This is a genomic window from Lelliottia sp. F153, from assembly GCF_002870005.1.
Lineage (GTDB): Bacteria > Pseudomonadota > Gammaproteobacteria > Enterobacterales > Enterobacteriaceae > Enterobacter > Enterobacter nimipressuralis.
The window spans coordinates 329,143-340,820 of the sequence record NZ_PKFT01000003.1; the positions used below are offsets into that span (position 1 = coordinate 329,143).

Here is an 11,678-nt window from a genome sequence, read left to right on the forward strand (position 1 = left end):
TAAGTTGATGTAGATTGAATCAGGTTGACTTAGGTTGAGTGAAAAAGCGAGGAAGGCCTTGCGGATACTGGATTTCAGGCACAAAAAAAGACGTCCTTTGACGTCTATTGATGTTCCGATGGTGCCGAAGGCCGGACTCGAACCGGCACGTATTTCTACGGTTGATTTTGAATCAACTGCGTCTACCGATTTCGCCACTTCGGCACTGAAGGGGATGCGGAAACGTTGTGGATTATACCTGTCGCGCGCCGCCATGCAAGCGACGACGCGCTAAACCCGCGCTAAGTGCCCAAAAAACCAGCGCCCATCGTCACTCCAGCTCGGAAACCGCCAGCCGAATCACGCCGGCGGCATGGCTTTCAGGCAGTTGCAGCACTTTGGCCCACATCTCCTGCACCATATCGCACGACAACTTCTCTTTGCCCATCGCCTTGTCCGGCATCTGCAGCAGCTGAATATCCTCGCCGTACTTTGCGGCCAGCTCTTTCATGATCGGGCGCACGTCGGCGACGGCGGTATCGCGCTCCTGCGCCGTCACGGTGTGGCGGTTTTTGCCGTAGGCGGCGCGCATCATGTCGGCGTCGGCCTGCATGCGGCGCTGCATCATCGGCTTATCCAGCACCCGCATCGGGTTGATGCCGCCCTTTACGTCCGGGTAGAGAAAACGGAAACAGGCGTCGTCGCTCACCTTCTGAATGGCGGCAGTTTGTTCCATATTCGCCTTCATGTAATCCACCACGTTCGCGTCCGGCGCGGTCTGCAGGCGCGACATCTGCAGGTGCAGGATCTGCGGTTGAATCACATCGATGATCTGTTGCTCGGAATCACCCTCTTTTTGCATCGCGAGGATCTGTTCACGGATGCGCTGCTGGAATGCGGGTTCTTGCTCCTTCAGCACCTGCCAGGCAGGCATACTGTTGAGCGTGGTGTCGAGTTGCTGTTCGGGGTTTTGTTGCAGGCGTTGTTTATCGTAATAGACCCAGCACGCCACGGCAGCGGCCAGTACGGCAACAATCACAATCGGTTTCCAGGCTCTCTTCATCGTCTCGCATCCTTTTGATCTGTCGGATTACACCGGCACGCCGCTATGAAAACGAAACTCACTGTCCGGTGTCGAGATAAGTGTGGCTTCAATTTCACCAAAAAGCTGTACGCGTGAAGAGATATCGTTGTCGCTCACCTGTTGGGCAAGTGTCAGATAGTCCTGGTAATGGCGTGCTTCCGAGCGCAGCAGCGACAGATAGAACTTCTGCAGGTCGTCGTCGAGGAATGGCGCCAGCGCGGCGAAACGCTCGCAGGAGCGCGCTTCGATGTACGCTCCGCAAATCAGCTTGTCGATCAGCGTCAGCGGTTCGTGAGTGCGCACTTCCTTCAGCATCCCTTTGGCGTAGCGGCTGGCGGTGATTTTGACGTACGGAATATTGCGCGCTAGCATCGCCTCACGCACCTGCCAGAAGTGGTGCAGCTCTTCTTTTATCAGCAGCACCATACTGTCGATCAGCGCCTGACCCCACGGGTCGTCGGTTTTGGGCATCACGCTTTTACCAATCTGCTTGTGCAGGGCGATAAAATCCGGTTCCGGCCCTTCACGGAAGGTGAAGGCTTCATAGGGTTTGAGCCACTCGAGCAGCGCGTCGGCCCCACTTTTGTCGGCGACATATTTACGCACCAGCAGAAGCGCCGTCTGGGCGGCTTTGAGTTCACACACCATGTGGTCGGTGAGCAGGAGCGGCAGGTTTGCCGGGTCGCGGGCTTTATCAATCCATGCTTGCGAGGTCGGGCAGTGGAGGAAGTTAAGAACGGGGGTGAGTATCTGCGGGTAGTCCATGATGAAACCTTACAAAGCGGCAACAGCTGCGGCAGCCGAAGCTGCCGCAATACACTTTATCCTTCACGCTGCCTCTTCGTTGGCTGCCCTCGTTCCCCCAGGTCACTTACCTGTGTAAGCTCGCTGGGACTCACTCGGTTGCCGCCTCGACGCAGCGTGAATGATGTTGTGTATTTTATTAATTAGTGGCGCACGCCGTCGTCATCTTCGTCGACGAAATCTTCATCGTCTTCGTCATCGCCGTCTTCGCCGTTTGGATCTTCGTAGTAGGTTCCCCAGCCGTCGTATTCCACTTCAAACTTCTCGGCCAGATCCATCAACTGCTCAACCTGCGCATCGATCAGCTCTGCTTTCAGCGCCCCTTCGCTCAGGATGTCGCAGCAGATGACGGTTTCGCCCTCTTCCACTTCCAGCTCTTCCGGCTCGGTCACTTCGTAACCCATTTTGAACGCTTCTACCGCCAGTTTCTCCAGCGATTCAAAGTCATCTGCAGAGAAATGGTGCTCGATGGTGTACAGCGCGTCCGGATCGCTGCCGTCTTCCAGCAGCTCTTCAATGATCAGGCGCGTCTCTTCGCGTTGCTCTTCCAGCAGTTCTGGGTTTGCCATGGCTCGTTCCTCTTTAAGTTCGGCAGATACTTCTATTTTCACACACGGACGTGTTTGCCTCCACCTAATGTAAGAAAGAATTGTGAAACAGGGTTGCAAATGAATATTCATACATATAAAGTGAATTTTAATTCAATAAGTGGCCTTTGCCATGTGAGGATAACATGTCTGAACTGTATAAAAAGCACTTCCTGAAATTGCTCGATTTTACGCCTGCACAGCTCAACTCTTTGCTGACGCTCGCGGCAAAGCTTAAAGCGGATAAAAAAAATAACACTGAAGTTCAGTCGCTTACTGGCAAAAATATCGCGCTCATCTTCGAAAAAGACTCAACCCGTACACGATGCTCTTTCGAAGTTGCCGCATTTGACCAGGGCGCGCGCGTCACTTATCTCGGCCCGAGCGGCAGCCAGATTGGGCATAAAGAGTCAATTAAGGATACGGCCCGCGTACTCGGGCGGATGTACGACGGAATTCAGTATCGCGGCCACGGCCAGGAGGTGGTCGAAACCCTGGCGGAATATGCCGGTGTACCCGTGTGGAATGGGCTGACCAACGAGTTCCATCCTACCCAGCTGCTGGCGGATTTGCTGACCATGCAGGAGCACCTGCCGGGCAAAGCGTTTAACCAGATGACGCTGGTGTATGCGGGTGATGCGCGCAACAACATGGGCAATTCGATGCTGGAAGCGGCGGCGCTGGTCGGGCTGGATCTGCGTCTGGTCGCGCCTAAAGCCTGCTGGCCGGAGGAGAGCCTGGTGGCGGAGTGCAGCGCGCTGGCGGTGCAGAATGGCGGCAAAATCACCCTGACCGAAGATGTGATCGCCGGGGTGAAAGGCGCGGACTTCATCTATACCGACGTTTGGGTGTCGATGGGCGAGCCAAAAGAGAAGTGGGCGGAGCGTATCGCACTGCTGCGTAACTATCAGGTGAATTGCGAAATGATGGCCCTGACGGGCAATCCGAACGTCAAGTTCCTGCACTGTCTGCCGGCGTTCCATGACGATCAAACGACCCTCGGCAAGCAGATGGCTAAAGAGTTCGATCTGCACGGCGGAATGGAAGTGACCGATAAAGTGTTTGAGTCGGCGGCGAGCATCGTCTTTGACCAGGCGGAAAACCGGATGCATACCATTAAAGCCGTCATAGTGGCGACACTTGCGGAGTAAGCCTTCACTCTCGCTTTCTCCACACGGCAGAAAGAATCATCAGTAAAAACGGCGACCTGGGGTTGCCGTTTTGCTTTTACCGCCATTCGATTGATTTTTCAGCGAAAAAAAGGTACTTTTTCACCTGAACTCCAGCGTGGACGGTCCTTAATTATGCCTATTATTCAGTCTGTTGAACGTGCCTTGCAGATCCTCGACCTGTTTAATGAACAGGCGACGGAGCTGAAAATCACTGACATCAGTAAACAGATGGGTTTGAGCAAAAGCACGCTTCACTCGCTGCTCAAAACGCTCCAGCTGCACGGCTATATCGATCAGAATCCAGAAAATGGCAAATATCGCCTCGGCATGAAACTGGTAGAGCGCGGCCATTTTGTGGTGAGTTCGATGGATATTCGCCAGAAGGCGAAGGGCTGGCTGACGGATCTGTCGCAGCGCACCGGACAGACCACCCATCTGGGCATTCTCGACGGGCGCGAAGGCGTCTATATCGAGAAGATCGAAGGTAAGCTGGCAGCCATTGCCTATTCACGCATTGGCCGTCGTCTTCCTGTCCATGCGACTGCCATCGGGAAAGTGTTGATCGCCTGGCTCAACGATACCGACCTCAACGCCCTGCTCGACGGCTATCAGTACACCTCTTTCACCCCGGCGACGATAACCTCGCGCGAGGCGCTGCTGGCAGCGCTGGCGCAAACCCGCGCCCAGGGTTACGCCCTCGATAGCGAAGAGAACGAACAGGGTGTGCGCTGCGTCTCGGTGCCGGTGTGGAATCATGAATCCCGCGTGATTGCGGCGCTGAGCCTTTCGACCTTAACATCGCGGGTCGATGATGACGCGTTCGCCCGCTTCCGGGGAATGCTGGAAGAGGCCGGGCTGCAGCTTTCAAAAGCGCTGGGCTACCCGGCCTGAAGCGTCACGCGGTGGCAGGCGTATAGCTGAAGTAATCAAAATCGGCAAAACAGCCATCGCCGCTGATGTCTTCACAGTGCAGTCCGACAAACGCCCCCGTAAAGAACCCACGGCCGCCGATGTAATCATCCGACAGTTTCCACGCGTCATAGGTGACGGGCACAGTCTGCCACTGCTCGCCGTCAAACGAATAGCTGTAGCGATAAACTAAATGCTCGACGTCAACACGCAGCCACACGCCCAGCGCGTCGTCCGGCACGGGGATCGGCTGCTCGTGCAGCGGCCACAACGGCACGTTCTGATCGAGCTGAATCACCTTGAGCGTCCTGCCCTTCCCTTCCTCGTAGTCGACAAAGCAGTAGCTCCAGTTTTTGCTGTTGTAGTAGCAGGTTAACCCGGCACTTTGCTGGAAATGGCGCGGGGCAAACTCCATGCGCGTCTCGGCGCGAAACGCGAAATGCTGCCAGCGCCGCGCCACGGTGGACTGGGTGAAGGTCGAGTTGAGGGAGTCGTTGCCATACAGCCGCAGGAATCCCCGACGTGCCGTCAGCGATCCGAGAGAATCGTCGAACGGAATGCGCAGGGTTTGCAGCTCCGGGTTAAGCGTTGATGTATCAAAATCATCACGCCAGTTCGCCGTCGACATGCTTTGACTCTCCACCATCTGCGGACCCGGTACGTGGACCTGCGCGTGTTTCCCGCCCTCGACATAGGGCCAGCCGTCACGCCAGGTGATGCGTGCGATCCCGGTTTCACGCCCTAACGAACAGTACCCGCGTCCGCCAGTGGCCAGCAGCGGCACGCCCGGTAAACGCTGCGGTCGGCTGGTCAGATACGCCATATACCACTCGCCGGTGTGCGTCTCCAGCAGCGATCCGTGCCCGCTCTTTTGCAGCGGATTTTCCGGCAGATGCCAGCTGGTCATCATCGTCACCTCGGGGTGCAGCTCGTAAGGGCCATCGATGTTTTTGGATCGCAACACGACCACGGCATGTTCGTAGCTGGTGCCCCCCTCCGCAACCATCAGATAGTACCAGCCCTCCTTGCGATAGAGATGCGCCCCTTCCGTGTAGCACAGCGGCGTGCCGGTAAACAGCGTTTTGCGCTCCGGCGAAAGCCGCTGCGTCTGCGGGAAATACTCCTGCATCACGATGGTGTTATGCGGATTGCTGTGGTGGCGAGGCCCCCACGGTCGGTAAATGTAATATTTACGGCCATCGTCATCGTGGAATAGCGACGGATCAAAGCCACCGTTGCCCATCGGAATCGGCTCGCTCCACGGCCCTTCGATGGACGGCGCGGTGACGAGGAAATTTTTGCCATTCTTCCACGGTGAATCGACGATTTTCACGTCCGTGTACAGCAGCCAGAACTGCCCGTCGGCATAGCTCAGACACGGCGCCCAGATGCCGCCAGAATCAGGATTGCCTTTCATATCCAGCATCGACACACGATTCAGCGGCGTGCTCACCAGCGACCAGTTTTTCAAATCGCGCGAGTGATAAATCCGCACGCCGGGGAACCACTCAAAGGTCGAGGTGGCAATGTAATAATCCTCACCCTGCCGGCACAGGGACGGGTCCGGGTTGAATCCGCTCAGAATCGGGTTAGTGATAGTGTACATAGCGTCTCCTTCTTAATGGGATGCCGCCGTCGCCGCAGCGGGAAGATCCTCGCCCTGCGCCGCACGGTGTTTAAGCAGTTGCTGGCTGATGGCCTCGACGCGGTCATCGCTGAGTTTGTAGAGCGAGAGCATGATGAACATGCCGACGTAGAGCACCACCGGAACCACGCAGAACAGGATTTTGATGGTGGTCAGCACTTCGATGGGCTGCACGCTGCTGCTGGCGGAGTAATTGACATAGGCGAGGATCCAGCCGACCACCGCGCCGCCAATCGCCAGGCCGATTTTCAGGCTGAACAGATAGGTAGAGAACACCAGCCCGTCCAGACGGCGGCCGCTGCGACTCTCTTCATAATCGACAACGTCGGAGGCCATCAGCCATTGCAGCGGCGTGGTGGTGTTAAAGACAAACAGGAACAGGATATTGAGGGCGAAAATCAGGCCGATATACGCCACCGGCGTGATGAAAATCAGCAGGCTGATCAGGGAGTACGCCACGATAATCCACTTGAAGGATTTCACGCGGTCGAAGCGACCTAACAGCCGGGATGAACAGAGCGAGCCAAACATGGTGGCGATGCTGCCGTAGAGTAAGAACTGCGTGGCCATCTCCGGATGGTCCATCACGTATTTCACGAAATAGAGCGTGGCCCCACCGCGCACCACGTTTGAGCAGGTCGCCATCATTTTGAACGCGCACATAATCCGCCACTGGCTGTTGCCCCACAGCAGCTTCAAATCTTTTGATACCGACGAACCCGGCTGCACCTCAAAGGTATAACGCTCTTTGGTGGTAAAGAAGCAGACATACAGCAGCACCACACCGCTCAGACCGAGCACGCACATCGCGCCAAAGTAGCCCAACTGTTCGTTGCCTTTACCGATGATCCCCACCAGCGGCAGCGCAATCCCACTGATCGCCAGCGATCCCGCGGCGGCGAGGAAAAAACGCCACGACTGGAGCGCATGACGCTCTTTCGGATCGGCGGTGATCACCCCGGGCATGGCGCAATAAGGGACGTTCACGAAGGTGTAGACCAGCGTCAGCAGAATGTAGGTCACGCAGGCGTAGATGATTTTACCGTTGGCGGAAAAGTCCGGCGTGTAGAAGGTCAGCATGCAGACGACGCCAAACGGGATCGCGCCCCAGAGCAGGAACGGGCGGAACTGGCCGTGACGCGTGCGGGTGCGATCCACCAGCAGCCCCATCAGCGGATCGGTGACGGCGTCGAGTATGCGCGACACTAAAAACAGCGTCCCCATAATGCCCGCCGATAAACCAAACACATCCGTATAAAAATAGGCCAGCAAAAACATGGTGGCCTGCCAGACAAAGCCACAGGCGGTATCACCCAGCCCGTAGCCAATTTTATCTTTCATGGTTAATTGCATGATTACCCCCAACGCAGAAAGTGAAAAAGTGCAAACGTCAGGGACCTGTTCCAGGCAAAAGCAATACCTGGTGCATCGTCAGGAATACACCCTTTTTTCGTGTGCTGTTCGGACTATTTCGTGTTAATTGAGTGTAAGTAAATGATCGATTAACCAGCAATGGTCATATCTTATTTATGAATTATGATATTTTGCTTTTGTGATAATCGTCGTTATATACCCACAAATTAAAAAATAGTTTTAGCTTTTATTTTTAATGCGTTACGAAAACAGAAATTTATTAAATATCGCTATATTACAGGCGCAATAAAACCGCCCGTAAATTATCATCACAGGCAGTTAAATTTATTTTATGCTTTATATTCCAAGTGCTTTTTTACCGGCGTTAATCACCTCGATAATTTTATCGGTATCATAAATACAGCCTTTCCAGGTTCCGCCGCTCACCGACTGCAACGCCGCCCAGAGCCGTGTATCGTCCGGCAAGAAATCGTGGGCATGTAACTCCGGGTGCGGCGCCCGACGCGCCAGCTCTGCAGCGCCCTCTTCCGGCGTAAGCGGACGTTGCGCCGTGCCGATAAAATTCACCCGGCCAGTTAACGAAAGCCTGCCCACCTCGATCTCGATGATGTCGTTATCGCGCAGCTTGCCAATCGGCCCACCGGCCAGCGCTTCGGGTGCCACGTGGCCAAAACAGGCGCCGGTCGATACGCCGGAGAAACGGGCGTCGGTGATCAGGGATACGCTCTTGCCCCAGGAGACGTGTTTTAGCGCCGAGGTCAGCTGGTAAGTCTCTTCCATTCCGGTACCGGACGGGCCTCCGCCGATAACGACCATGATATCGCCGCGCACGATCTCCCCGCTTTTGATGGCTTTGATTGCCCTCTCTTCGGAGACAAATACCCGCGCCCGGCCAGTATGACGATACACACCGTCCTCACCCACCACCGACGGATCGATCGCCGTGGCTTTTATCACCGATCCTTCCGGCGCGATATTCCCCACCGGGAACGCCACGGTGGAGGTCAGCCCTCGGGCTTTGGCCCGTTCCGGCGGCAGGATCACATCATCAGGATCAACACCGTCCTGCTCGCGCAAACACTGACGGAAACGTTCGCGACGCTCGGAGGCCTGCCACCAGTCGAGGTTTTCCCCGACCGTCTGGCCCGTCACCGTCATGGCATCCAGATGCAGCAGGCCAAGATCGCGCAGATGGAGCATCACTTCCGGCACGCCGCCCGCGAGGAACGCTCGCACGGTCGGATGATAATCCGGCCCGTTCGGCAGCACGCTCACCAGGCGCGGCACGCTGCGGTTGATCCGCGTCCAGTGGTCGACATCCGGGATCGTGCAACCCGCCGCATGGGCGATCGCAGGAATATGCAGCAGCAGATTGGTCGATCCCCCAAACGCGGCGTGGATCACCATCGCGTTTTCAATGGCTTTGTCCGTCAGGATATCGCGCGTGGTGATCCCGCGATCGTCGAGCTGCGCCACAGCGCGGGCCGACTGGCGCGAAATTTCCAGCCACACATTCTGCCCGGATGGAGCCAGCGCTGAATGGGGTAATGCCAGCCCGAGCGCTTCGGCCACTACCTGTGATGTTCCGGCGGTGCCCAAAAACTGGCAGCCACCGCCCGGTGAAGCACAGGCGCGGCAGCCCAGTTCAGCGGCTTCCTGTAATGAGAGTTCATGGTTAGCGTAGCGCGCGCCGATGGTCTGCACCTTTCCGGCATCTTCGCCGAACGTTGGCGGCAACGTCGCGCCACCCGGCACCAGAATGGTCGGCAGATGGTGCATGGAGGCGAGTGCAATCATGGTCGCGGGCAGGCCTTTGTCACAGGTGGCGACGCCAATCACCGCCCTGCGCGTGGGAAGCGAACGAATAAGACGACGGAAAACGATGGCGGCGTCGTTGCGGTACGGCAGAGAATCGAACATCCCGTGCGTCCCTTGCGAGCGCCCGTCGCAGGGATCGCTGACAAAGGCCGCGAACGGAATTCCCCCGTTGCGGGTGATCTCTTTTGCCGCCGCCTGCATTTGCAGGCCGATTTCCCAGTGGCCAGTGTGATACCCAAGCGCCACCGGGCGGCCATCTCCCGCGCGAATCCCGCCCTGAGTGCCAATAATCAGCACCTCTTTACCCGTGAGTTTATTGGCGTCCCAGCCCATGCCCGCGTTCTGCGTCATACCAAACAGGTTGCCACTCGGCGACTCCATCAGCATTTGCGGCGTCAGCGGCAGCGCGCCCTGCGGTCCGGCCGCATGGGTGATAACGGAATAAAATGCATCATCCTGCGGGGTAAAAATCGTCTCTATCGCCATCTTATCCTTCCGGTTCAGCAGAGTTTCAGCTGTTGCAACAGCGATTTCAGCTGCGCCTTGCGTGACTCATCCAGCGGGCTGGCTGGCGGCAGCACATAGGTCGAAACCGGCCGCCCGCACAGAGAGATCGCCTCTTTGATCACATTCACAAACGGCGTATCGAGCTGATACATCTGCGGGATTTGCAGCATCGTCTGGTGATACTGCGCGGCCTGGGCCAGATCGCCGTCGCGGAACGCCTGCAGCAGTTTGACCGAGACCTGCGGCGCAAAGTTGCCGCTGGCAGAAATGGCCCCGTCGCCGCCCAGCAGCAGCGTATTGAACAGGTGATCGTCATACCCGCAGAGCACAGTGAAGTGCGGATACGCCCCTTTCACGGTCTGGATCATGCTGCGCAAATGGGTCACAGAGTCGATGGTGTCTTTGATGCCGACAATATTGGCGCACGTATCGGCCAGCGTTTTCACCAGCGCGGGCGTTAAGTCCTGGCCGGTCAGCGCCGGGAAGTTATAGAGGATCACCGGGAGCGTCACGCTGGCAGCCACCTGCTGGTAATAGCGGATCAGATTCTGCTCTGACACTTTCCAGTAATAAGGGTTAATCACCACAATGCCATCGGCACCCGCACGCTGGGCATGCTGGCTGAGTTCAATGGTTTCCCGGGCATTGGTTCCACCGGTGCCAATCAGCACCGGCACCCGGTGATTAACATGCTCAATCGCAAATTCGGCAATCGCTTTACGCTCGTCGGCGTTGAGCTGAGAAAACTCGCCCCCGCTGCCTAAAAAGAACAGTCCGTCGACGCCCGCATGAATCATGTCGTCGATGAGCGCGGCGGTGCCGGATTTATCGAGCTGGCCTTCGGCGGTGAAAAGGGTGGAGACAGGAGGAATAATCCCCGAGAACTGCACGGTCTGCTGCATGTGATCTCCCTGTTGATACAGTTTGTTCTACATTATAGAACAGCGTTCATTTATTTAACTCTCATACTAAGCCGCGACGCGCAAAGAGGTAAACCGGGAAAAATCAGTAAGGGGCGATTTTTTAGACTGGATCACGAAATGATGAAACGAGGGATAAAAGTTGTAGCCCGGTGAGCGAGGCGCCACCGGGCGAGGGAAATTAAGCCACCAGCATCTTCACAACGACCTTACGCACCTGCGCCGGGCTGCCCACCGCACACAGCGGTTTATGCACTTCGCCCGGGTAAAACACCACAAAATCCCCTTCGCTTAACACCACGGTTTTTTCCTGATCGCCTTCCGGCAGGAACGCGATGTCTTTATCCGCCAGCCAGTCGGTGTCCGGCGTGCCGTGGGGCAGCGTGCTGAACGTCATCCCTTCCTGGCCTTTCATGATGATTTGAATGTCCAGATAGCGGGCATGGTACTCCGCGCGGCGCTCGGCGAACGGCTGCGTCATGTCTTCTGAGACCAGATAAAACAGATTGTTACCGTCGATATCGTGCTTGCCGAGCGAGGTGGCGTCGGTGACGTGCGCTTTGACATGTTCGATAGCCTGGCGCAGCTCTTCCGGCAGCCAGGACTGGAGGTGATGAATGTTGCCAACGATCATGAGTAAACCCTCAATATAAAACAATGTTTCATTTTCAACTTTTATACGAGAATTCTCTCTGCCATACCACCCCTTTTTTCACCCTCTTTGCGCCAGCGCATGTTTATCGGGAAATGTGTTATGCGCCTGTTAAACCCTGCCAGGCAACTATGCACCGATTATGCATAACCACGGTCAGAGGCTTTGCGTAGATTCTTATAACCCACTGATTTCGCGGTGCTAAGTAAAAAACGCCTTGTCGGGTC

Annotated in this window: 10 protein-coding genes and 1 tRNA gene; 2 read left to right on the plus strand and 9 right to left on the minus strand. The window is 56.3% G+C overall.

What is annotated here, in order from left to right; translation table 11 throughout:
• Positions 1–119: 119 nt before the first annotated feature.
• From F153LOC_RS11230 to rraB, 4 genes are all read right to left on the minus strand, one after another.
• Positions 120–204: transfer RNA gene (locus F153LOC_RS11230), tRNA-Leu, on the minus strand.
• 106 nt (positions 205–310) lie between these two features.
• The gene (locus F153LOC_RS11235) at positions 311–1,042 is read right to left on the minus strand and encodes a topoisomerase II (RefSeq protein WP_102104491.1); all 732 of its coding nucleotides are present in this window, start codon (positions 1,040–1,042) and stop codon (positions 311–313) included.
• Between the two features lie 27 nt (positions 1,043–1,069).
• Positions 1,070–1,828 carry a tRNA isopentenyl-2-thiomethyl-A-37 hydroxylase MiaE gene (gene miaE / locus F153LOC_RS11240; RefSeq protein WP_102104490.1) on the minus strand — a complete coding sequence of 253 codons (759 nt, stop codon included), beginning with the start codon at positions 1,826–1,828 and terminating at the stop codon, positions 1,070–1,072.
• A gap of 182 nt (positions 1,829–2,010) precedes the next feature.
• Positions 2,011–2,436: a ribonuclease E inhibitor RraB gene (gene rraB, locus F153LOC_RS11245; RefSeq protein WP_100777805.1), complete on the minus strand. Its 426-nt coding sequence runs from the start codon at positions 2,434–2,436 to the stop codon at positions 2,011–2,013.
• Between the two features lie 164 nt (positions 2,437–2,600).
• Here rraB and argF point away from each other — a divergent pair, with 164 nt between their 5' ends.
• Positions 2,601–3,605, plus strand: a complete 1,005-nt coding sequence (gene argF, locus F153LOC_RS11250; protein WP_102104489.1) for an ornithine carbamoyltransferase — start codon at positions 2,601–2,603, stop codon at positions 3,603–3,605.
• Positions 3,606–3,758: 153 nt separating this feature from the next.
• A complete protein-coding gene (locus F153LOC_RS11255; protein WP_100777807.1) occupies positions 3,759–4,517 on the plus strand; it encodes an IclR family transcriptional regulator in 759 nt (252 codons plus the stop codon).
• Positions 4,518–4,521: 4 nt separating this feature from the next.
• Here F153LOC_RS11255 and F153LOC_RS11260 read toward each other — a convergent pair whose 3' ends face one another.
• The 5 genes from F153LOC_RS11260 to F153LOC_RS11280 all read right to left on the minus strand — a co-directional run bounded on the left by F153LOC_RS11260 (position 4,522) and on the right by F153LOC_RS11280 (position 11,433).
• Positions 4,522–6,141 (minus strand): glycoside hydrolase family 43 protein, encoded by a 1,620-nt coding sequence (locus F153LOC_RS11260; RefSeq protein WP_102104488.1) that lies wholly within the window; start codon positions 6,139–6,141, stop codon positions 4,522–4,524.
• Positions 6,142–6,153: 12 nt separating this feature from the next.
• Positions 6,154–7,536, minus strand: coding sequence for an MFS transporter (locus F153LOC_RS11265; protein WP_100780771.1), 1,383 nt, complete (start codon positions 7,534–7,536; stop codon positions 6,154–6,156).
• A gap of 354 nt (positions 7,537–7,890) precedes the next feature.
• A complete protein-coding gene (locus tag F153LOC_RS11270) occupies positions 7,891–9,858 on the minus strand; it encodes a YjhG/YagF family D-xylonate dehydratase (protein WP_102104487.1) in 1,968 nt (655 codons plus the stop codon).
• A gap of 14 nt (positions 9,859–9,872) precedes the next feature.
• A complete protein-coding gene (locus F153LOC_RS11275; RefSeq protein WP_102104486.1) occupies positions 9,873–10,781 on the minus strand; it encodes a dihydrodipicolinate synthase family protein in 909 nt (302 codons plus the stop codon).
• Between the two features lie 199 nt (positions 10,782–10,980).
• A complete protein-coding gene (locus tag F153LOC_RS11280; protein ID WP_100777811.1) occupies positions 10,981–11,433 on the minus strand; it encodes a YhcH/YjgK/YiaL family protein in 453 nt (150 codons plus the stop codon).
• Between the last annotated feature and the right edge of the window lie 245 nt (positions 11,434–11,678).

Excerpts from the sequence above, each read along its gene's own strand:
- F153LOC_RS11235 (WP_102104491.1), bottom strand. The coding sequence starts at position 1,042 with ATGAAGAGAGCCTGGAAACCGATTGTGATTGTTGCCGTACTGGCCGCT.
- miaE (WP_102104490.1), bottom strand. The coding sequence starts at position 1,828 with ATGGACTACCCGCAGATACTCACCCCCGTTCTTAACTTCCTCCACTGC.
- rraB (WP_100777805.1), bottom strand. The coding sequence starts at position 2,436 with ATGGCAAACCCAGAACTGCTGGAAGAGCAACGCGAAGAGACGCGCCTG.
- argF (WP_102104489.1), top strand. The coding sequence starts at position 2,601 with ATGTCTGAACTGTATAAAAAGCACTTCCTGAAATTGCTCGATTTTACG.
- F153LOC_RS11255 (WP_100777807.1), top strand. The coding sequence starts at position 3,759 with ATGCCTATTATTCAGTCTGTTGAACGTGCCTTGCAGATCCTCGACCTG.
- F153LOC_RS11260 (WP_102104488.1), bottom strand. The coding sequence starts at position 6,141 with ATGTACACTATCACTAACCCGATTCTGAGCGGATTCAACCCGGACCCG.
- F153LOC_RS11270 (WP_102104487.1), bottom strand. The coding sequence starts at position 9,858 with ATGGCGATAGAGACGATTTTTACCCCGCAGGATGATGCATTTTATTCC.
- F153LOC_RS11275 (WP_102104486.1), bottom strand. The coding sequence starts at position 10,781 with ATGCAGCAGACCGTGCAGTTCTCGGGGATTATTCCTCCTGTCTCCACC.
- F153LOC_RS11280 (WP_100777811.1), bottom strand. The coding sequence starts at position 11,433 with ATGATCGTTGGCAACATTCATCACCTCCAGTCCTGGCTGCCGGAAGAG.